Genomic DNA, 21,337 nt, shown 5'->3' on the forward strand with positions numbered 1-21,337 from the left:
GTCCGGCGGACGCGGATGATCCCGGGGGCGGACCCCTCAGTAGGCTTGGTGCGTGGCACAACTGCGCATCGCCCTGGCTCAGACGAATCCGTGTGTCGGTGACCTCACCGGCAACGCGAACATGCTCCTTCGCTGGACGCGCCGGGCCGCCGACGCCGGCGCCCACCTCGTTGTCTTCCCCGAGCTGTTCCTCACCGGCTACCCGGTGGAGGACCTGGTACTGCGCAAATCCTTCGTGGACGCCTCGATCTCCACGGTGGAGGCGATGGCGGCGGCCCTGGCCAAAGACGGGCTGGGCGAGCTCCCGGTGGTCGTGGGCTACCTCGACCGGGCACACCTGGCGCCCCGGGTGGGCCAGCCGGTCGGCGCGCCCCTGGACGCCGCGGCGCTGCTGTGGCGGGGCGGCGTCGCCGCCCGTACCGCCAAACACCACCTGCCCAACTACGGGGTCTTCGACGAGTACCGCTACTTCGTCCGCGGCGACCGGATGCCCGTCTTCCGGCTGCACGGCATCGACGTCGCCGTCGCGGTCTGCGAGGACCTCTGGCAGGACGGCGGCCCGGTCTCGGTGGTCGCCTCGGCCGGCGCCGGACTGCTGATCGTGCCGAACGGCTCGCCGTACGAGCGGGACAAGGACGACGTACGGCTGGCGCTGTGCGCGCGCCGCGCCCGGGAGGCGGGATGCGCCCTCGCCTACGTCAACATGCTCGGCGGCCAGGACGAGCTGGTGTTCGACGGGGACTCCCTCGTCGTCTCCGCCTCCGGCGAACTGCTCGCCCGCGGCCCCCAGTTCCGCGAGGAGCTCATGCTGGTCGACCTCGACCTGCCCGCCGCCGACCCGGGCGCGGTCCCTGGCTCCTTCCCGGTGGACGCCCAGGACGGGACCACGATCACGGTGGAGCGGATCGAGCTCTCGGCCGACCCGCTGCCGCCGTACATCCCGATCGCCCCCGTCGTCGCCGAACGCCTGGACGACCTCGCCGAGGTCTATCAGGCGCTGGTGCTCGGCGTCCGGGACTACGTGGTCAAGAACGGCTTCCGCTCGGTCATCCTCGGCCTGTCCGGGGGGATCGACTCGGCGCTCACCGCGACGATCGCCGCCGACGCCATCGGGCCGGACGACGTCCACGTGGTGCTCATGCCGTCCCGGCACTCCTCCGAGCACTCGGTCGGCGACGCCGAGGACCTCGTCGCCCGGCAGGGCCTGCGCTCCCGGCTCGTCCCGATCGCGCAGATCGTCGACTCCTTCGAGAAGGAGGTGGAGCTGAGCGGGCTCGCCGCGGAGAACCTGCAGGCCCGGGTACGCGGGATGATCCTGATGGGGCTCTCCAACGAGCAGGGGCACCTCGTGCTGACCACCGGGAACAAGAGCGAGGCCGCCACCGGCTACTCGACGCTCTACGGGGACTCGGCGGGAGGCTACGCCCCGATCAAGGACGTCCCCAAGACCCTGGTCTGGCAGCTCTCGCGGTGGCGCAACGAGCAGGCCGGATCCCCGCTGCCCTGGAGCCGGCTCCAGGACCGCTTGGACGGCCGGGCACCCATCCCGGAGAACTCGATCGTCAAGGAGCCCAGCGCCGAGCTGCGGCCGGACCAGCGGGACACCGACTCGCTCCCGCCGTACGAGGTGCTGGACAAGCTGCTCGACGACTACGTGGAGCGGGACATGGGGGCCGCGGCGCTGATCGCCGCCGGGCACGACCCCGAGCTGGTCACCAGGATCATCCGGCTGGTCGACCGGGCGGAGTACAAGCGCCGGCAGAGCCCGCCGGGGCCGAAGATCACGCCCAAGAACTTCGGGCGGGACCGCCGCCTTCCCATCACCAGCCGCTGGCGCGAATCTCTTGATATTTCGCCACAATTCAATAGAAAATCGAGATAGACTCGAAAGAGTTAGCGGATCGCTACATCTGGTGACATCTCGGGCAATTAAGATTCAAGCATGCGTAAGGCTGGCGACGAGGGGCTCGACGACGCAGCTCAGCATTGGTCCCTCCGCCTATCCCGACTTCTCAGCCGAATGGCGATCGCCGCGTTAATCGTGGTAATCCTCGTCGAACACATATTGCCGGAACCGCGTACCGCGCTCCCCCTGCTCATTGTCATCCCCACCATGACGCTGATCGGACTGCGCGGTACCTGGCGCCCGCTCGCCGTCGGACTCATCACCTTGATCACGACGCTGGTCGTCGGCCTGCCGCAGTTCCACATGCGGCCGGGCACAGTCCTCACCTGCGTGATCGGGGTGGTCCTGTCGACCCTGATCAGCTGGGCCGCCGCGATCTCCTTCGACCGCCAGCGCCGGACCCTGACCGACCTGCGCACGGTCGCCGACGCCGCGCAGCGCGCCCTGCTCAGGCCGCTCCCCGGCGCCATCGGCGACCTGCGGATCGAGGTCCGCTACCTCGCGGCCGCGGCCGAGGCCCACGTCGGCGGCGACCTCTACGACGTCGTGCACACGCCGCACGGCGTCCGCCTGATCGTCGGCGACGTCATGGGGAAGGGCCTCCCCGCGGTCGAGGCCGCCGCCGACGTCCTCGGCTCCTTCCGGGAGGCGGCGCACGACCAGGAGCGGCTCTACGACCTCGCCCAGCGGATCGACGCCACCCTGCGACGACGAGCCGAATCCACCGGTTTTGCCACTGCGGTGGTTGGAACGATCCTCCTCGGCGACGGGCAGGCCAACCTGATGGTCTGCGGGCACCCGCCGCCGCTGGTGCTCCGGGACGGCAAGGTCTACACCGTCAGCGTCCCCGAGCCGCACCCGCCGCTGGGACTGCTCGACCTCGCCATCGGCTCCCGGCAGCCCACCTCGATCGGCTTCGAACCCGGCGACTGCCTGCTCCTCTACACCGACGGGATCACCGAGGCCAGGAACCGGGACGGCCAGTTCTACCCGCTGGAGGACAGGGTCACCGCCCTGGCCGTCGAGGACCCCGACGAACTGCTCGGCGCCATCTACCGGGACCTGCTCAAACACGTGGGGGGCAGGCTCCTCGACGACGCCGCGCTCCTGCTCATCCAGCGTTCCCGGGACTGAGCCCGCGCATCACCAGGTCGACGACGCGCTCGGCCAGGTCCAGGGGCAGGGTCTCGCCCGGGTCCGCCCACTTGGTGTACATGAGCATGGTCCCCGAGAGCGCCGCCATCGCCAGCTCCACGTCGGTGTCCGCACGGATCTCCCCGGTCTCCAGGCCACGGCGCAGGATCCGGCGCATCGCCTCCCGCCGCGGCTTGATGGCCACCTTGTAGTAGCGCTCGTAGAGGCGCGGGGACCTCGCCCAGTCCGCCATCGCGAGATTCATCATGCACCGCTTGCCGCTGTCGGACGCCTCCTCGCGCATCGCGTCCAGACAGGTGATCAAATCCGCCCGTACCGACTCTCCGGCGAGCGGCGGGATCGGGGCCTTGAGCGTTGTGAGGGCGTCGACGATGAGTTCCTCACGGCCCGGCCAGCGCCGGTAGATCGTGGTCTTGCCGACGCCGGCCCGGGCGGCGACCGCCTCGATGGTGATCTCCCGTATCCCCACGCCCTCACCGATCAGATCGAGGGTGGCCTGGATGATCGCCTTCTCCGCCTTCTCGCTCCGGGGACGGCCGGGCGGCCGGGTGGTCCCTGCGGTCGGGTCCGCAATCGTCATGGTCGCACCTTCACCCTCTCACGGGCTCCTGTCTCCGCCCGGTCGACGGGCTTCGGCTTGCCGGGCATCCAGCGGGCCACGATCAGCGCGCCTGCCAGCGCCACCACGGCCGATCCTAGGGCCGCCAGGTGCATTCCCTGCACGAAAGCCTGGCTGGCGGCTCCCATCAGCGCCTCACCCTGGGCGCCGAGCCGGGCGGCGACCCCCGCGGTGCCCGCGATCGACTCGGCGGCCAGGTGCCGGGCGTCCTCGGGGAGGAAGGCGAGCCGATCCGCCATCTCACCCCGGTAGCTCGCCGAGAGCACCGAGCCGAGGACGGCCACACCGAGCGCGCCGCCGACCTGGCGGACGGTGTTGCTCATCGCCGAGCCGACCCCCGCCTTGTTCGGGGGGAGCGACTCCATGATCGCCGTGGTGGCCGGGGGCAGGATGCTCGCCATCGCCGAGCCCTGGACGAACGAGAGCAGCAGCACGACCCAGACCGGGGTGTCCAGCCCCACGAAGTAGTAGGCGGCGAGGGAGCCCGCCACGACGAGCATGGCGACGGCGCCGACCAGCTTGGCGCCGTATCGGGCGACCAGCGCGGCGCTGCGCGGGGCGAAGATCAGCTGCGAGACGGCGAACGGGAGCACCAGGGCACCCGACTGCAGCGGGGTGAACCCCCGGGCGATCTGCCAGTAGAACGCGAGGAAGAACATCACGCCCATCGAGGCGAAGAAGACCAGCCCCACGCTGACGTTGGCGACGGTGAACTTGGGATCGCGGAAGTACCGGACGTCGAAGGCGGGGTGGGCGACCCGCCTCTCGTGCCAGACGAACACCGAAAGGATCAGCACGCCCAGCAGCGCCGGCGCCCACGCCTCGGGCGGGGTGAGGCTGCCGAGCTCGCCCGCCTTGATGATCCCGTAGACCAGGCTGACCAGTCCGGCCACCGAGAGCAGCACGCCCACCGGGTCGAGCCCGCCCTTGTTCAGCTCCTTGGACTCCGGGACCAGGAGCGCGATCAGCACGATGCCGACGACCACGACCGGGACGTTGATCAGGAAGACCGACCCCCACCAGAAGTGCTCCAGCAGCAGCCCGCCGGTGATCGGGCCGACCGCGACCGCGATCCCGACCCCCGCGGCCCACAGGCCGATGGCCTTGCCCCGTTCGGCCAGGGGGAAGACGTCGGAGATGATAGCGAGGGTGGCGGGCATCACCGCGGCGCCGCCCAGGCCCATCAGCGCCCGCGCGGCGATCAGCTGGCCCGGATCCTGGGCGTAGGCGCTGGCGAGCGAGGCGACGCCGAAGAGCACCGTGCCGATCAGCAGCATCCGCCGCCGGCCGTACCGGTCCCCGAGGACGCCGAAGGTGAAGAGCAGCCCGGCGAAGACGAGCGTGTAGGAGTTGATCGCCCACTCCAGCTCGCTCTGGGTGGCGCCGAGCCCGTGTTCGGGGTCGGCGATCGTCTTGATGGCGACGTTGAGGATCGTGTTGTCCAGCACGATCGCGAACAGGCTGAAGACGAGAACGCCGAGGATCTGCCAGCGGCGCGGATGGCCTTGGTGAGATCGATACGGTTCCTCGGCGGGTGCGGTGCCTGACTGGTCACCGGTCGGCTTCACGGGGGTCCCCTTCCCTCTCCTGACTGCGTGGTCGCGTACTCGGCGGGTCGTGGGCCGCACCCGGGACCGCGGCGGACGCGATCGCCGGCACGGCGGAGCCGTCCGGGAAAGCGGGGTCTGCGGTGACGGGATGGCGAGGCGCGCGGCAAATTTCGATACGCCGAAGTTTCGCAACGCTAGCGTAGCGCATTGAGATCCGATACGCGACGGTTGCGTTTCGAATTGAGCAATCCAGCGGACGCGCCGTACCGCACCCGGCAGGCCCGACCGGCTGTAGCCCGTACGCCGCTCGCCTGATCCTTGTGGGGCGTGCACCCTGGAAGGTGCGGACAGCGCGACGATCACCCGACGCCTGGGGTACGGGCGGCGCCGGGCCGATCCCGGCGCCGGCCACGGAAACGGTGCGGCCACCGCGGAAATGGTTGGTGACGTGGGGGTGTTGTCCAGATATCGCCCATGCCATCATCGGAAGTGTCCGGGGACGTCACAGGGACGCCTCGAGACCATGGAGGTGTTTGCGGTGCCCTCAGAGAAGACCGTGTCCTCAACCCGACGGCCGGACCCCTCGACGCCCCTCGCGGGCGCGGCCGGGAACCGGACGGAATCGGCCACCGCCACGTCGACCGCGCTGTACGGCGGCAAGGCGGGTCGCCGGATCACCGTCCGGGAGATCGCCGCGGCCAAGGAGCGCGGGGAGCGGTGGCCGATGGTCACCGCCTACGACGCCATGACGGCGCGGGTGTTCGACGAGGCGGGCATCCCGGTGCTCCTCGTCGGGGACTCCGCGGCCATGGTGGTGTACGGCTACGACTCCACGCTCCCCGTCACCGTCGACGATCTGCTCCCGCTGACCGCCGCGGTCGTCCGCGGCTCGTCCCGCGCGCTCGTCGTCGCGGACCTGCCGTTCGGCTCCTACCAGTCCTCACCCCAGCAGGCGCTGGAGTCGGCGGCGCGATTCATGAAGGAGGCGGGCGCGCAGGCCGTCAAGCTTGAGGGGGGACGCCGGATACTCCCCCAGGTCGAGACGCTCGTCCAGGCGGGGATCCCGGTGATGGGCCACATCGGGCTGACCCCGCAGTCGGTCAACGTCTTCGGCGGCTACCGGGTTCAGGGCCGCGGGCAGTCCGGTGACGAGCTGATGGCCGACGCCAAGGCCCTGGAGCACGCGGGGGCCTTCGCGGTGGTCCTGGAGTGCGTGCCGGTGGAGCTGGCCGGCCGGATCACCGACTCTCTCTCGATCCCCACGATCGGGATCGGGGCCGGGGGCGACTGCGACGCGCAGGTTCTGGTCTGGCAGGACATGGCCGGCCTCTCCCCGCGGACGCCGCGGTTCGTGAAGCGCTACGCGGACGTGGCCGGAGAGCTGGACCGGGCGGTACGGGCGTTCGCCGACGAGGTGGTCTCCGGGGCGTTCCCCACCCCCGAGCACGTCTACCACTAAAAGTCCGCTTTACCCGGCAATTCCCACGAGGCGGGAGGCGGGACGAGGGTCCGTCTGGTTCCCTCTTCTCGCCCCCTAGGAATCGCCGGGGTTCACTTGGGGGAACGGCTAGATATCGGTCACACGGAAGCCGGCGTGCGCCTTGTACCTGCGGTTGATCGAGATCAGGTTCGCCGTCAGCGCCTCGACCTGATGGGCGTTGCGCAGTCGGCCGCCGTACACCCCCCGCATTCCGGGGATGCGGTCCGCGAGGGCCTGGACGGTGTCCGTGGCCTCGCGGTCGTCCCCGAGGACGAGGACGTCCAGGTCCACGGAGTCCACCGCCGGGTCCAGCAGGAGCACGGCGGAGACGTGGTGGAACGCCCCGACGACCCGGCTGTCGGGGAGCACCGCCGCGGCCTGCTCGGCGGCGCTCCCCTCCTCCACGGCCAGGGCGTACGAACCCTTGGCGTCGAAGCCGAGGGGGTTGACGCAGTCAATGACGATCTTGCCGGCGAGCTCGGCGCGCAGGGACTCCAGGGTCGCCTTGTGCCCCTCCCAGGGCACCGCGACGATCACGATGTCCGCCTGGGCGGCCACCGTCGCGTTGTCCGAGCCGTCAAGCCCGATTTCGGCGGCGACCGAAGCCGCGCGCTCCGCGTTGCGCCCACCGATCAGCACGGTGTGGCCTGCGATCGAGAACCGTCGTGCCAGGCCTTTGCCCTGGTCGCCGGTACCACCGAGAATTCCGATTGAGAGCCCGTTTACATCGGGCGGAGTTTGAGCCATGGGCCAAATCATGCCAGGGCCCCGATTTCACCGGCCGACCAGGTTCAACAATTGCTCAAAACGGGCAATCCGAATACCCGATGCGCCAGCCACTCCACGGCCAGCGGAGCGCCTTGAACCGCCCCGAACGTGTGGTTTCCCACCGGAAGCGGGGTCCAGAACACCTTCGTGCCGCCGGCACAGTACTGCCGGCGCAGCCCGCTCCCGACCGCGAAGGGGATGATCTCATCGGAATTCGCGTGATACAGGAACATCGGTACCCGGGGCGCGGTCCCCCCGAGCCGGTTCTCGGCCAGCCGCGCCCGCCAGTCGGGCAGATCGAGCACGTCCGCGGTGGTCAGGTCGGCCAGCCTGCGATTGGCCAGCTTGCGGGTGATGTCCCCCAGGCAGTCGTCCCGCACGTCGCCGAAGAGCCGCGATCCCTCCGCGGTGAGGTAGGAGTCGAGGGCGAGCTCGGGATAGGCGGCGTTGAACCCGATCCCCGCCGCGGCGGTCAGCCCGAAGTCGGCCGTCCCGTCCAGACCCCGCGCGACCCGGAGCAGGTCCGCCGGCACGCCGCCCGCCGCGACCCCGAGCAGGCGCAGCTCCGGCGCGTACGAGGGGTGCAGCTGCGCGGCCCACGCCGCCGACGCGCCGCCCTGCGAGTAGCCCATGACCAAGGTCGGAGCCGTCGCGGACAGGCCCGCCCCGGGGACCCGGGCCGCAGCCCGGATCGAGTCGAGCACCGCCCGCCCCTGGGAGAGCCCGACCATGTAGGTGTGGTCGCCCGCCGTGCCCAGGCCCTCGTAGTCGGTGACGGCGACCGCCCATCCCCGCAGCAGGGCCAGGCTGATCAGCGCGAGCTCAAGGTCGGTGCCCCGGCCCATCTGGGCCGAGGGGGCGCACTGATCCCCCAGCCCGTGGGTGCCGGCCGCGTACCCGAGAATCGGGCGCTTGCCGAGGTAGGGCAGCTTGGGGACGATCAGCGTCCCCGACACCGGGACGGCCGCCCCCGTCGCCGAGGTGGAACGGTAGAGCATCCGCCACGCCTTGGCGGGCACCTTGAGTCGCTGTCCCGGCGCGAGGAAGACCTCGGTGGTCTGCGCGTCGAGGACGTCCCCGGCCCCCTGCAGGGCGGTTCCGGCCGTCCGCGGCGTGTCGCGCGTGCGGACGGCCGACGAGGATCCGGGCGGCGGCAGGACCGTCACGGCCTCGCCGGGGGTCGTCGTCGTGTTCGGGTGATCCACGGGGAGGGTCGTCCGCGTGGCGGAGGTCCGGCTCGGGTCGGCCTGGGCCGGAGTGATCGTCACCTGCGCCAGGACGGCGGTGAAGGCGAGCGGAAGCGCGATGAGGCGTACACGGGTGCGCAGAGGCATGCGCTGATCGTTACCGCCGGGTAGGGGCCTGTCAAGGACATCGACCGCAATCCGTCAAGACGCGTCGTCAGGGCGTCGGTGGTGGGAAATCCCCGACGAACGACGGGTTCTGCGGCACCATGGAGAGATGGACGCGGCGTCGGTCAACCTCCTCCGTGAGATGCTCGCCTCAACCGGCTGGATCGAGCGGACCCGTCAACTCGGTCTCGCCCTCAGGTCCACCCGCTCCCCCGGCGGTCTGCTGGTCGTCGGCACCCCGGAGGACGAACCGTGGCATCTGGCGGCTCACCTCGACGAGGAGAGCCGCTTCGTCCCGCAGCTCGCGCCCACCCTGGTGCGCTGGTCCCCGCCACCCGGGGCGCCCCCGCACCTGCGGGTCGGCCTGGACCGGCTCCGTCACACCGGGCGCGGTGAGACGCTCTTCGTGGTCACCCAGGCCCAGGCCACCGTACCCCTGCTGGAACGGGTGGACGACGCGCGCCGCGCCGGGGCCACGATCCTCGCCCTCGACGAAGGGGATCCCGAACTGGACGGACTCGCCCACGAAGTCCTCAACGTCCCGGCGCTGCGTTCCCCCCTGTCCTTCGACGCGGCCCAGCACCTGGTGAGCACGGCGGCGGGCGCCGACGCCCCGCCGCTGCGCCCGCCCTCCCCCGCACCCGACGGGCACGTACGGGGTGGACGCGGCTTCAAGGAGCGCCTGTCACGCTTCCTCGACGTGGTCAGCGGACCCAAAGTCCTCGAGTGAGGGTACGGGCGGGGTCGCGCTAGGGTGCCGACCGCTCCGCGAGGTCGAAGCCGTCCCCGACGATCCGCCAGCCGCCGAGCCGCCCACCGCCCGGAGCGGCGCGAAAGAGCGAGACCCCGTCCCGCGCCGCGACCCCGGTCAGGCCGCTCCCCCTGGCGTCGATCACAGCGCTGCTCGCGTGCCGGGCGGCCCGGCGCAACGCCATCACGACGGTCACCGCCGTCGCGCCCTCCGGGAACACCTCGAAGTCGACGGACTCCCCGTCGACGAGCGCGTCCGCCCGCGTGGCCCGCTCGGCCGCCGTCGCGCTCCCCAGCGCGACGACGGTCCGCCCCTCCGCGGCGAGCAGCTCGGCCACCCGGCGTTCCGCCGCGGAGAACCGCCGCGCCGACTCGTCGATCAGACCGCGCCGCGAGGCGCCGTACGGCACTCCGGGCGGCGGGGTGCGCCGCGACACCCGCTTCCGCCCTTTGATCACCCCCACGCAGCCCCCTCGCCGATCCTCATCCGGACACCGCCGGCCGGGTCAATCGTCCCAGTCCCGGTCCTGGCTGTTCCAGCTCTCGTTGCGCTCGGCGGCCGTGGTGAGCGCACGCGCCGCCTCCTCCTTGCTGGGGTAGGGGCCCATGCGATCCTTGTTGGGGCAGCCTTGTTCCGGCTCCACCCTCATGTGTTTCAGACAGAACCACCACTGATCGGTCACAGGGAAATCTTGCCCGCTTCCCGCCGAACTAGACTTGCCGCCATGACGTCGACACTCCGGCCAGGGCGTATCTCGCCCATGCGCAAGGTCCCCGCCCACATCGAGCGTCCGGAGTACGTGGGGAAACGAACTCCGCGAACCGGTGAGGACGACGTGAAGTCGCCGGAGATCATCGAGCGGATGCGGGTCGCCGGGCGGATCGCGGGTCAGGCTCTCGTGGAGGTCTCCAAGCACATCGCGCCCGGGACGACCACCGACGAACTCGATCGGATCGGGCACGAGTTCCTCTGCGACAACGGCGCCTACCCCAGCACCCTCGGATACCGCGGCTACCCCAAGTCCCTCTGCACCTCGATCAACGAGGTGATCTGCCACGGCATCCCCGACGACACGGTCCTGCGCGACGGCGACATCGTCAACGTGGACATCACCGCCTACATCGGCGGGGTCCACGGGGACACCGACGCCACCTACCTCGTCGGTGAGGTGGACGAGGAGTCCCGGCTCCTGGTGGAGCGGACCCGGGAGGCGTTGAACCGGGCGATCAAGACGGTCGCGCCGGGACGCGCGCTCAACGTGGTGGGGCGGGTCATCGAGTCCTACGCCAAGCGGTTCGGGTACGGCGTGGTGCGCGACTTCACCGGGCACGGCATCGGCACGACCTTCCACTCGGGCCTGATCGTGCCGCATTTCGACGACCCGTCGATCACGGTGACGATGGAGCCCGGGATGACGTTCACCATCGAACCGATGCTGACCCTCGGCACCGTCGACTACGAGATCTGGCCGGACGGCTGGACCGCGGTCACCCGGGACCGGCGACGCACCGCGCAGTTCGAGCACACCGTGCTCGTCACGGCCACCGGGCCCGAGATCCTCACCCTGCCGTAGCCGGTCAGCCGCGGAGCGGGGGTTTCGGCGGGGTGAGCGGGATCGTTCCGGAGACGGTCGCGCCCTGCCCGGGCGCGGAGTCGACCGAGCAGGTCCCGCCGAGTTCGGCGAAGCGGGCGGACATGCCGACCAGCCCGCGGCCGCGGTGACGTCCCCCCGGGTGGAAGCCCCTGCCGTCGTCGACGACGGTGAGCTTGAGGACGTCGCGACCCGTGGTGATCGCCACGGACACGTGCCGGGCGGAGCTGTGCTTCTCGACGTTGCCCAGCGCCTCCCCGAGCACCCAACGGACCGCTTCGGCGATCCCGGCCGCGACCGGCTTGGTGGGAAGTGCCCAGATCTCCACCACGACTCCGGTGGAGTCCGACCACGAACCCAGCCGGCTCCGCAGCTCCTGCGCCAGCGAGAGCCCGTCCAGCATCTCCAGATGGTCCGACATCCCCGTGCCCCTCTTTGCCAGACGGATCGCCCCCGAAACGATCTCGATACCGTCGGGAACCAGCCTATAGAACAACTCGGGTGGGTGCCGGAGCGCCGGTGGGGTGACCTCCGACGTCACCCGGCCGTCGCACGGGAGAGCGCACGCCTCGGGGCGGATACCGTGCGAACCCGGCCGGGGCGACCACCTGCGGGGTGGGTCGCACCGCCTGGCGAACAGTCTGCCCGAAAGGTCTGTGACCCGGCTCAGCGGGAGCTGAAAGTCCGCTCAGGAGACGGGCAGCCGTACCCGGAAGGTGGCGCCGACACCGGGCTCGCTCCGCACGTCCACCGAGCCGCCGTGCGCCTTCACCAGCGCGGCGACGATCGAGAGGCCGAGGCCGCTGCCCCCTTGGGCCCGGTTCCGCGACACGTCCGCGCGGTAGAACCGCTCGAACACCTTCGCGGAGTCCTCGGGGAGCAGACCCTGACCCCGGTCGGCGACCTCGAGGGCGACCACCTCGTGTGCCTCCCGGGGCTCCCCGCCGACTTCGGCGATCTTGCCGACCCCGACCTGGAAAGCCGTTCCCGGCGGGGTGTGGGTGAGCGCGTTGTTCACCAGGTTCCCGACCACCTGCCGCAGCCGCGCCTCGTCGCCGACCACGGTGACCGGGCCGTCCGCGTCGTCCAGCCGGACCAGGTCGATCTCGCGGTCCGGGGCGAGCGCCTGGGCGTCCAGGACGGCCTCGGCGGCGACGGACAGCAGGTCCACCGGCTGCCGCTCGATCGGGCGCTGCTGGTCCAGGCGGGCCAGGAGCAGCAGGTCGTCCACGAGCAGCCCCATCCGCACCGCCTCGTCCTCGATCCGGCGCAGCACCCTGGCGACCTGGGGGTCGGCCCCGCCCTCCTGACGGTAGAGCTCGGCGAAGCCCCGGATGGAGGTGAGCGGGGTCCGGAGTTCGTGGCTGGCGTCCGCGACGAACCTGCGCATGCGCTCCTCGGAGAGGCGGGACTGCTCGGCGGACTCCATGGCGGCCCGCTCGGAGATCCCCCTCGCCTGGAAGGCGGACTCGATCTGGGCGAGCATGCCGTTGATCGCCCGGCCGAGCCGTCCGGTCTCGGTCCGGGGGTCGTCGTTGGGCACCCGCCGGGAGAGATCGCCTCCGGCGATGGCCTCCGCGGTCCGCTCGATCGCCAGCAGCGGCCCCAGACTATGCCGTACCAGCAGATAACCGGCGATGCCGAGGAGGCAGAGTGCGACGGCGCCGACGCCCACTTCGATGAAGGCGAGCTGACGGACGTTGGCGTCCACGCCGTCCATGCTCAGCGCCACCACCTTGGTCCACCCCTCGTCGGGCAGGATCGCCACGCTGACCCGCCAGCGCCCGGGCGCCCCCGCCGTGGAGGCCACGGAGAAGGGCTCACCCAGCCGCCCCGGAACCTCGGCGGAGTCCAGCTTCGGCAGCATCGGGCGGGCCCTGTCGTGCGGCTCGGCGATGACTTTGACCACGTTGCCCGCTGGGTCGAGGTGGACGGCGTAGAAGGGGCCGAACAGCCGTTCGAGCCGATTGGCCATCGGCCGGCCCGCCGTCTGGTGGCGGGTGAGGTTCATCTTGAGGGCGGTCTCCAGTTGCCGGTCCACCCGATCCGTCAGGTGATCGCGCATCAGCTGCAATCCGACCGTGCTGGTCAGTGTGAGTGCCAGCATCACCAGCAGGAGCGATCCGGAGACGAGCCGGAGCCACAGCGGCGTCCGGGCCGGACGCCAGGGCAGCTCCCTCACTCTGATCACCCTCGGGGCGCTCGCAGGACATACCCCACGCCGCGCAGGGTATGGATGAGCCTCGGCTCCACCCTGTCGACTTTACGCCGGAGATAGGAGACGTAGGACTCGACGACGTTCCCGTCGCCCCCGAAATCGTAGTTCCATACATGGTCCAGAATCTGCGCCTTTGACACGACACGTCCGGCATTGACCATGAAGTAGTGCAGAAGCTTGAACTCCGTGGGCGAGAGCCGCACCGGTTCCCGGCTCCGCCAGACCTCGTGACTCTCCTCGTCGAGTTCCAGATCGGCCACCCGAAGCCGGGTGGGGATCGGATGCCCGCCACGGGAGCGCCGGAGCACCGCCCGGACCCTGGCCAGCACCTCCTCCAGACTGAACGGCTTGGTCACGTAGTCGTCCCCGCCGAGGCCCAGCCCGGTCACCTTGTCCTCGGTGGCGTCCCGCGCGGTCAGGAACACCACCGGGGTCTGCACCCCCGCGCCACGGAGCCGGGAGATCACCGCGAAGCCATCCATGTCGGGCAGCATGACGTCGAGGATGAGCAGATCCAGGGGAAACTTCTCCGCGAGCTGTACGGCGTCCCTGCCGTTCTCCGCGCTCATCACCTGGAAGCCGGCGAACCGCAGGCTCGCCGTCAGCAACTCCAGGATGTTCGGCTCGTCCTCCACGACGAGCAGCCGCGCCTCGGTCACCTCCACGGCCCCACGACCCCTCTCCACCGGCCCGGTGCCGGGGGCACGGACGTGGGCGGCACCCCAACAGGGGACGGGCGCCGCCCACACGGTGCCGGCATTTTCAACCGTGAATCCCTTTGCCGCGCGTATCCGATTCTGAACCGCATGGATGGGTGCCGCCTCCAACCGACCTGAGAATTGGCTGTGAATCCGAACGGGGCCGCGCCCAGGCTACGTCTCCGCGACGAGTGGCAGGACCACCCGGAAGGTCGCCCCCGCCCCGGGCTCCGTCCGGACCGCGACGGTCCCCCCGTGCGCCTGGACCAGGGCGGCCACGATGGACAGCCCGAGCCCGCTCCCCCCGGACGTCCGCCGGGTCCGTGCCTGATCCACCCGGTAGAACCGTTCGAAGATCCGCTCGGCCTGCTCCGGCGGTAGCCCCGGACCCTCGTCCGCGACCTCCAGGACCGCGGCCTGCCGGTCCTCCAGCAGACCGGGCGAGACCCGCACCTGCACCGGGCTCCCCTGCGGGGTGTGGACGAGCGCGTTGCTCATCAGATTGCCCACGACCTGGCGCAGCCGTACCTCGTCTCCCCCGACGATGAACGCCGCCCCGCCGTCCACCGTGAGACCGATCGAGCGTTCGGGGGCGAGAACCCTGGCGTCGTGTACGGCGTCCGCGGCGAGAACCAGGAGATCGAGCGGGCGGCGGTCCAGCGGGCGCTGCTGGTCCGATCGGGCGAGCACCAGCAGATCGTCGACGAGAACGCTCATCCGGGCCGCCTCGCCCTCCAGCCGGCGCATGAGCCGGTCGAGCCGCTCCGGGTCGCGTTCCGGACGTTGGCGGTAGAACTCCGCGAATCCCCTGATCGTGGTCAGCGGGGTACGCAGCTCGTGGCTGGCGTCGGCGACGAACCTGCGCATCCGCTCCTCGGACCGCCGGGCCGCCGCCTCGGACTCCGCCCGGGCGGCGAAGGCGGACTCGATCTGCGCCAGCATGCCGTTGAGCGACCTGGCCAGCCGCCCGACCTCGGTCCGCGGGTCACGGTCGGGGACGCGCCGCCCCAGCTGGCCCCCGGCGATCGCCTCGGCGGTCTCCTCGATCTCGGTCAGCGGGGACAGGCTCGCCCGCACCACCACGATGCCGACCCCGGCCAGCACGACCACCACGAGCCCGCCGACGAGCAGTTCGATGTTGGTCAGCCGGGACAGCGTCTGGTCCACGTCGGCGAGGTTCATCCCCACCACCGTGAAGCCGCCGTCGAACTCCGGCTCGATCAGGACGCGCCAGCGCCCATGGCCCAGCACCGCGGGAACCGTGGCGGGCCCGGCGCCCCTGCGGAGCTCCGCGTAGGAGAGGTCGGGCCCGGCGACGGCCTCCTCACCGTGCGGATGCTGCTCCCAGACGGTGTTGCCGATCCGGTCCCGCCCCTGGGCGATGAACCCCGCCAGCAGGGGCTTGCCCTTTTTGAAGGACTGCAGGCGGATGGGGAGCTGCTCGTCGGCCCGCTCCAGCAGATAGCCGCGGAGCATGGAGACGCTCACCACACTGATGACCGTCAGCGCCGCGACGACCAAGGCGAGCAGACCCGCGATGAGCTTGATCCGCAGCGGGGTTCGCGCGGACAGCCTCCGGAGCGGGGCGAGCACGGCGGGAGACTCAGGCAGGTGGAAGGCGGAGAACATATCCGACTCCGCGAAGCGTGTGAATCAAACGTGGCTCGGCCCTGTCGATCTTACGTCGGAGGACGGAGACATAGGACTCCACGATCCCGGCGTCCCCGCGGAAGTCGTAGTCCCAGACATGGTCGAGAATCTGCGCCTTGGAGAGCACCCGCCCGGAGTTGGCCATGAAGAACCGGAGCAGCTTGAACTCCGTCGGGGAGAGCGAGACCTGCCGCCCGCCCCGCCACACCTCGTGGCTCTCCTCGTCCAGCTCGATGTCGGCGAAGTTCAGCCGCGGCGGCGGCAGGTGCCGGTCGCCGCCGGTCCGGCGGAGCACCGCGCGGATTCGCGCGACGACCTCCTCCAGGCTGAACGGCTTGGTCACGTAGTCGTCGCCGCCGAGGGTGAGCCCGCGGATCTTGTCGGCCGTCGCGTCGCGGGCGGTGAGGAAGACCACCGGGGTGTAGGTGCCCCCGCTCCGCAACCGGCGAACGACCTCGAACCCGTCCATGTCCGGGAGCATGACGTCCAGGATGATCAGGTTGGGTTTCCGGCGGCCGACGGTGTTCACGGCTTCGGCGCCCTCGGACGCGGTGAACACCTCGAACCCGGCGAAGCGCAGGCTCACAGCGAGGAGTTCACGGATGTTGGGCTCGTCCTCGACCACGAGGAGGCGAGCCTCCGTTTCACGGTTTACATCCGATTGATCACTCACACTCCCATTCTCACCCGTCAACCTGAGGATGAGCTGAGAGTTTCCTCACCGGAGATCACCCTTCGGCCTCACTCCGCTGATTCAAACGGGCGAGGCGTGCATTGTACTCATCAAGTTCGTCATCCCCGGAACCGCCTTTTCTGGCCGCGGCCGCGTCCACCCGCCGATCCTTCCTGCGCGCCTTCCGCTCGTCGTCGCGGAACCACTGGAAGATCAGCGCGATCAGCACCACGACGGTCGGGATCTCCCCGAACGCCCAGGCGATGGCCCCGCCCGTCTGCTGGTCCTCGACGAGTGAGGCCCCCCACTCCCGGCCCAGCTGGTTGTACCAGTCCTCGGCCATCGCCGTGGTGCTGAACATAAGCGCGACGCCGAAGAACGCGTGGAAGGGCATCGTGACGAACAGGACCAGCATCTTGGCGAAGTACGGCAGGCGGTGCGGCGAGGGATCCACGCCGATCAGCACCCAGAAGAACAGGCACCCGCTCGCCAGGAAGTGCAGCGTCATCACGATGTGCCCGAGATGCTGCTCCATCGCCGCGGCGAAGAGCGGCGTGAAGTACAGCGCGTAGGTGCTCGCAATGAAGATCATCGTGGCGACGGCCGGATGGGCGAGGACCTTGGTCGCCCGGCTGTGCAAAAGCACGGTGATCCATTCACGCGGCCCCCGGTCCCCCTTCCGCTCCGCGGGCTTGAGCGCCCGGAGCGCGAGGGTGACCGGACCGCCGAGCACGAGCAGGATGGGCACGAGCATGGACAGCACCATGTGCTCGGCCATGTGCACGCTGAACAGCACCGGCGCGTACCTGGCGACCCCGCTCTGGGTGGCGAGGACCAGGACGGCCACGCCGAGGAACCAGGCGACGCTCCGGCCGACCGGCCAGCGGTCGCCGCGCCGGCGGAGCCGGACCAGGCCGGCCGCGTAGAGTCCGGCGAGGGCCGCGGCGACCAGCGCGAAGAAGAAGTCGAACCACCACAGCCCGATCAGGTTTCCCGCGGTGATCGGGGGCGGCATCAGGTAGCCGAGGAGTTCGAAGGCCCGGTCGAGGGGGACGTCGACCTCCGGCGGCTTGGTACGGCTGAGCGCGACGGCCAGCCCCATCGTCGCCGTCATGATGACGACCTCGCCGGCGGCCAGCCGGGTGAAGGCCCGTGGCTCACCGGCGGTGAGCCGGGCGATGGTCCGCTCGCGGTGCCGCCATCCCGCGAAGCCCAGCAGGACCAGGGCGACCGTCTTGACGACGATCATCCAGCCGTAGGCGGAACCGAGGAGCGCGGCCGGGGACTCCAGCCGGGCCACCACGCCGGCCAGCCCGGAAAGCCCCACCCCGGCGAAACACCAGAGCGCCAGCCGGGAGAACCGGCCGGCGACGACCGGCAGGTGGGGCAGACCCTTGACGGCGTGCGCGCAGACGACGGCCAGCCCGCCCACCCACAGCGCGATGAGCACCAGGTGCAGGGCGACCCCGGTGGTCGCCAGCGAGTGGTTGGGCGAGGAGGCGCCGTGGCCGGTCAACGCGGGCGGCAGCAGGGTGAGCAGCGAGAACAGGAGCAACCCGGCGGCCGTCCCCACGGTGATCGCGCCCCGGGCGAACAGGGCGATCGCGGTGGCGAAGAGCACCACGAGGGTGAGCGCGATGCCCTGGGAGACCTGTCCGGCGAAACTGGTGATCTCCTCGCCGGTGAGCCGGTAAATCGGGCTGCCCAGACTGTCGGAGAGGGAGAAGAGCATGGTCGCCGCGGCGGAGAAGGCCCAGGCGAGGGCGAGCCAGGACGCGGCCCTGACGTAGGCCGCCGCCGGCTTGCCCAGCAGGCCCTTGTCGCTGGGAAGCAGCACCGCCGCGATGAGCAGGGTGCCGACGACGAGCGCCCCGGAGACGTCCATGGCGAGCTTGGCCAGGGGCAGGCCCAACCGGGTGATCGGGCCCTCGTCGGGCAGCCCGGGGATCACCCGCGGGTTCGCCGCACCGCCCGCGTACATCGCGGCCACCAGGGCGACGACGCCCGCCGTCACGGCCCCGGCGGCCCACCCCAGGGCGACCCGGCCCCTCACGGCTTGGGACGCTTGCTGCGCGTGCTCATGAAGAAACCGATCCCGATCCCGGCGAGCCCGCCGATCACGATGATCAGCCAGACGGGGATCCCGCCGCCGGAGGACGACTCCTCCGTCACCGCGACCGCGGTCGCGGTCAAGGCCGTGGGACTCGCGGCGGGCGCCGACGACTGCTCGGGCGTCGGGGACGCGGACTCCGTCGCCGGGGCCGCGGACTTGGCCGGGATCACGGTGAACGGGATCTCGTCCTCGATGGGGTGCCCGTCGGAGGAGACGACCCGGTAGGCGATCGTGTACTTACCCGGCGGGAGCGGGCTGCTGAGGGCCTGGGTGACGAGCGTGCGCTCCACCGTCGGCTCGTCGCCCGGGATCGTCCGGCCGTCGGCGTCGGTGACGACGACCTTGGGCAACCGGACGGTCGAGGTGAACTCGAGCGTCACCTTCTCCACCAGTTCGACCTTGGCGTCCTTGGCGGGATTGCTGCTCTTCAGCCGGTCATGGGCGAGCGCGGGGCCGGCGAGGGCCGTGCCGGAGAGCACGGCGGCCAGCAGGGTGAGCACGATGACCAGGGGGCGTTTCGCATTCATGGCACTGCCAAGGTTACCCAGAGCCGACGGCGGTCCGGTGCGGGGCCACGACCGCATTGTGGTTTTAGGTGGGAGAAAACCTGGTGTGCGGTCGGGTTTTCCCGGAGGAGAATGAATTACATGCCGGTATCAGTTCACATCCGTGATTCGATCGTCATCCCCGGTGCGGAACTCCACTGGCGTTTCTCACGGTCCTCCGGACCCGGTGGGCAGGGGGTCAACACCACCGACAGCAGGGTGGAACTCAGCTTCGACCTGGCGGGGAGCGAGGTCATCCCGCCCCCGCTCAAGGCCCGGGCGCTGGAGCGCCTGGCGGGCCGGCTGAACAACGGCGTGATCACGATCGCGGCGTCCGAGTTCCGGTCGCAACTGCGCAACCGGGAGGCGGCGGCGGCCCGGCTCGCGGACCTCCTCCGCAACGCCACCGCGCCGCCCGCGCGGGCACGACGGCCGACCAAACCGAGCCGGGCCCAGATCGAGCGTCGGCTCACGACCAAGCACCGGCGCGCCGAACTCAAGCGCCGGCGCAGATCCCCCGAAATCTGAGCTGCGTCCGCAGATCTACAGACCCGCGCACGCGAGCGCGCGGCGATAGGACTCCGAGCTGGCCTCCGAATCACCGATCCTGTCTTGAAGCTCCGCCACGCCGAACCAGGCCTCCGCCGCCGGGCGTGACGCCTGCATCTTCTCCAGCCGGTCGGCGGCGCTGACCAGCTCGGCCGCGGCCTCGTCACTCTCACCGCGCAGGAGATAGGCATTGGCCAGCAGCATGTTGGCCTCCGCCAGGAGGTTCCTCGGCGCTCCGGTGAGCGGGGTCATCGCGCCTCGGACCCGGGCGATGGCCCCGGCGGGATCGCCGATCATGACCTCGATCCTGGCGATGATCACCTCGCATCGGGCCACGTCGATCGTGCCCGCGGCACTCTCGGCCAGATCCCGCTGAAGCTTCCCCAGCATCTGCCTGATCTGCTCCACGTCCTCTGGACGGTTTCTGATCAGGAGCATCGCGTAGGCGCCGCGCAGCCGGGCGAGGTTCCGGGCGTCGCCCGTCTCCCCGTGGATGGCCAGCGCCCGCTCGATGAGGGCGATGGCCTCGTCACCCTGTCCCACCGCGTCGGCGATGAAAGCGGCGTTCCAGACGGCTGCCACCCGGGACCGCGGCGTGCCGAGCCGGTCGGCGATTTCCAGTAGCTCGGAGGCGAGCTGGCGGCCCCGCATGAGGTCACCGCGTTTGTAGTAGGCACCGAGCAGGGTGGAGCCGAGTTCCACGAGGTCGTCGGTCCAGCCGTGCACGGACTCCTGCTGCAGCGCCCTCTCCCCGGCGTTGACGCTCTCCGAGAGGTCTCCCAGCTCCCGGTAGGTCCGGCACAAGGCGATCGCGATGGCGATGCGGGAGCTCGACTCCAGGCCGCGGGCCTCCCCCAGGTCCTGCAGCTCCACCAGCTGCCGTGCCGCGGCCTCAAGCTCGCCGCAGGCCTCCAGGGCGAGTGCGTAGCCGAACTCCGCGCGATACTTCAGGCTGGGCACGGCGCTCAGGCTCTGATCGCGCAGCAGCTCCGCGTAGCGGTCGCGAGCCTCCGTCACCTCGCCGTTCTCCAACGCGAGCGAAGCGTAGCCAACCTGGAGCTCCAGCTCGGAAAGCTGCTCGGTGGTAACCCCGTTGACCAGATAGGTGACGGAGCAGTCGAGCTTCCTCGCCAATAACTCCAAAACCCCTGGTGTAGGCGTGCGCTTGCCACTCTCGATTAGCGACACATAACTGTCGGAAAGCTCGGGATGAGCGAGTTGCGCCTGCGATAAGCCGCGCTGGCGGCGCATCATCCTTATTCTCTCACCGACAAGATCTTGATTGAGCACCGCACTCCCTTGATGATTAACGACGACAGACAACTCAACAACAACGGGAGCTAGAAATGCGCCGCCGTCTCACGCTGTCCGCACTGACCTTCCTGGCCGCGGCCGGGCTGATTGTGCTGACCAATGCTACGACCGCGAATGCCGCAGCATCGCCCAAGGCCGCATCCACCATGGCCTACCTCTGCTGCTGACGAATTTCCCGGCCCGTCGAAGTCCATTGACCACGGGCTGTTCGGGAACTTCACACCCCACCTCCTCTGACACCCCGCTCATCGCCTCGGTCGGTTGAAGGAACCCACGTCCCGCGGCCTGTGGCTCCCCCGAGCCGAGTCCGTCGAAAGCACCTTCGACCAAGAGCGAATCGATGACCGGAACGGCCTCGGAGTGGCGGAGCGGCAATTCTCACTCTCGCCACTCCCGGGTCGCCCT

At 70.4% G+C, this 21,337-nt stretch carries 20 protein-coding genes; 7 read left to right on the top strand and 13 right to left on the bottom strand.

Features of this window, described 5'->3' with window-relative positions:
• Positions 1-52 precede the first annotated feature (52 nt).
• Complete coding sequence (locus RUR_RS05930; protein WP_283133840.1) at positions 53-1,882, top strand: NAD+ synthase; 1,830 nt, start codon at positions 53-55, stop codon at positions 1,880-1,882.
• 60 nt (positions 1,883-1,942) lie between these two features.
• Entirely contained in the window at positions 1,943-3,040 is a 1,098-nt protein-coding gene (locus RUR_RS05935) for a PP2C family protein-serine/threonine phosphatase (protein WP_283133841.1), read from the top strand.
• Here the strand turns inward: RUR_RS05935 and RUR_RS05940 are convergent.
• Both RUR_RS05940 and RUR_RS05945 read right to left on the bottom strand, forming a co-directional pair.
• Positions 3,018-3,641, bottom strand: coding sequence for a TetR/AcrR family transcriptional regulator (locus RUR_RS05940; protein ID WP_283133842.1), 624 nt, complete (start codon positions 3,639-3,641; stop codon positions 3,018-3,020). The two genes, RUR_RS05935 and RUR_RS05940, sit on opposite strands and share 23 nt — an antisense overlap.
• Positions 3,638-5,248 carry an MFS transporter gene (locus RUR_RS05945; RefSeq protein WP_283133843.1) on the bottom strand — a complete coding sequence of 537 codons (1,611 nt, stop codon included), beginning with the start codon at positions 5,246-5,248 and terminating at the stop codon, positions 3,638-3,640. The genes RUR_RS05940 and RUR_RS05945 overlap by 4 nt, the downstream gene beginning before the upstream one ends.
• A gap of 628 nt (positions 5,249-5,876) precedes the next feature.
• Here RUR_RS05945 and panB point away from each other — a divergent pair.
• A complete protein-coding gene (gene panB / locus RUR_RS05950) occupies positions 5,877-6,689 on the top strand; it encodes a 3-methyl-2-oxobutanoate hydroxymethyltransferase (protein ID WP_283134022.1) in 813 nt (270 codons plus the stop codon).
• A gap of 108 nt (positions 6,690-6,797) precedes the next feature.
• Here the strand turns inward: panB and npdG are convergent, their stop codons facing one another.
• Entirely contained in the window at positions 6,798-7,457 is a 660-nt protein-coding gene (gene npdG, locus RUR_RS05955; RefSeq protein WP_283133844.1) for an NADPH-dependent F420 reductase, read from the bottom strand.
• A 44-nt stretch (positions 7,458-7,501) separates the two neighbouring features.
• Positions 7,502-8,812, bottom strand: a complete 1,311-nt coding sequence (locus RUR_RS05960) for a lipase family protein (RefSeq protein ID WP_283133845.1) — start codon at positions 8,810-8,812, stop codon at positions 7,502-7,504.
• A gap of 127 nt (positions 8,813-8,939) precedes the next feature.
• On the opposite strand from RUR_RS05960, the gene RUR_RS05965 reads away from it, so the two are divergent.
• Positions 8,940-9,560 carry a hypothetical protein gene (locus tag RUR_RS05965; protein WP_283133846.1) on the top strand — a complete coding sequence of 207 codons (621 nt, stop codon included), beginning with the start codon at positions 8,940-8,942 and terminating at the stop codon, positions 9,558-9,560.
• Positions 9,561-9,579: 19 nt separating this feature from the next.
• Here the strand turns inward: RUR_RS05965 and RUR_RS05970 are convergent, their stop codons facing one another.
• The gene (locus RUR_RS05970; RefSeq protein ID WP_283133847.1) at positions 9,580-10,044 is read right to left on the bottom strand and encodes a hypothetical protein; all 465 of its coding nucleotides are present in this window, start codon (positions 10,042-10,044) and stop codon (positions 9,580-9,582) included.
• A gap of 261 nt (positions 10,045-10,305) precedes the next feature.
• On the opposite strand from RUR_RS05970, the gene map reads away from it, so the two are divergent.
• Entirely contained in the window at positions 10,306-11,154 is an 849-nt protein-coding gene (map, locus tag RUR_RS05975; protein WP_283133848.1) for a type I methionyl aminopeptidase, read from the top strand.
• 4 nt (positions 11,155-11,158) lie between these two features.
• On the opposite strand, the gene RUR_RS05980 is transcribed toward map, so the two are convergent.
• From RUR_RS05980 to RUR_RS06010, 7 genes are all read right to left on the bottom strand, one after another.
• Positions 11,159-11,593: a sensor histidine kinase gene (locus RUR_RS05980; protein ID WP_283133849.1), complete on the bottom strand. Its 435-nt coding sequence runs from the start codon at positions 11,591-11,593 to the stop codon at positions 11,159-11,161.
• Between the two features lie 267 nt (positions 11,594-11,860).
• Entirely contained in the window at positions 11,861-13,354 is a 1,494-nt protein-coding gene (locus RUR_RS05985; RefSeq protein ID WP_283133850.1) for a sensor histidine kinase, read from the bottom strand.
• 5 nt (positions 13,355-13,359) lie between these two features.
• Positions 13,360-14,055 carry a response regulator transcription factor gene (locus RUR_RS05990; protein ID WP_283133851.1) on the bottom strand — a complete coding sequence of 232 codons (696 nt, stop codon included), beginning with the start codon at positions 14,053-14,055 and terminating at the stop codon, positions 13,360-13,362.
• A gap of 207 nt (positions 14,056-14,262) precedes the next feature.
• On the bottom strand, positions 14,263-15,717 hold the full coding sequence (locus RUR_RS05995) for a HAMP domain-containing sensor histidine kinase (protein ID WP_283133852.1): 1,455 nt from the start codon (positions 15,715-15,717) through the stop codon (positions 14,263-14,265).
• A complete protein-coding gene (locus RUR_RS06000) occupies positions 15,692-16,411 on the bottom strand; it encodes a response regulator transcription factor (RefSeq protein WP_283133853.1) in 720 nt (239 codons plus the stop codon). Before RUR_RS06000 ends, RUR_RS05995 begins: the two co-directional genes overlap by 26 nt.
• Before the next feature lie 55 nt (positions 16,412-16,466).
• Complete coding sequence (locus RUR_RS06005; RefSeq protein WP_283133854.1) at positions 16,467-18,464, bottom strand: bifunctional copper resistance protein CopD/cytochrome c oxidase assembly protein; 1,998 nt, start codon at positions 18,462-18,464, stop codon at positions 16,467-16,469.
• Positions 18,461-19,051, bottom strand: coding sequence for a copper resistance CopC family protein (locus RUR_RS06010; RefSeq protein ID WP_283133855.1), 591 nt, complete (start codon positions 19,049-19,051; stop codon positions 18,461-18,463). Before RUR_RS06010 ends, RUR_RS06005 begins: the two co-directional genes overlap by 4 nt.
• A 120-nt stretch (positions 19,052-19,171) precedes the next feature.
• On the opposite strand from RUR_RS06010, the gene arfB reads away from it, so the two are divergent.
• Positions 19,172-19,597: an alternative ribosome rescue aminoacyl-tRNA hydrolase ArfB gene (gene arfB, locus RUR_RS06015; RefSeq protein WP_283133856.1), complete on the top strand. Its 426-nt coding sequence runs from the start codon at positions 19,172-19,174 to the stop codon at positions 19,595-19,597.
• A gap of 15 nt (positions 19,598-19,612) precedes the next feature.
• Here the strand turns inward: arfB and RUR_RS06020 are convergent, their stop codons facing one another.
• Positions 19,613-20,908, bottom strand: a complete 1,296-nt coding sequence (locus RUR_RS06020; RefSeq protein WP_283133857.1) for a helix-turn-helix domain-containing protein — start codon at positions 20,906-20,908, stop codon at positions 19,613-19,615.
• Between the two features lie 56 nt (positions 20,909-20,964).
• On the opposite strand from RUR_RS06020, the gene RUR_RS06025 reads away from it, so the two are divergent.
• Complete coding sequence (locus RUR_RS06025; protein ID WP_283133858.1) at positions 20,965-21,099, top strand: hypothetical protein; 135 nt, start codon at positions 20,965-20,967, stop codon at positions 21,097-21,099.
• Positions 21,100-21,337 lie beyond the last annotated feature (238 nt).

The organism is Rhizohabitans arisaemae, assembly GCF_025996515.1.
GTDB lineage: Bacteria > Actinomycetota > Actinomycetes > Streptosporangiales > Streptosporangiaceae > Rhizohabitans > Rhizohabitans arisaemae.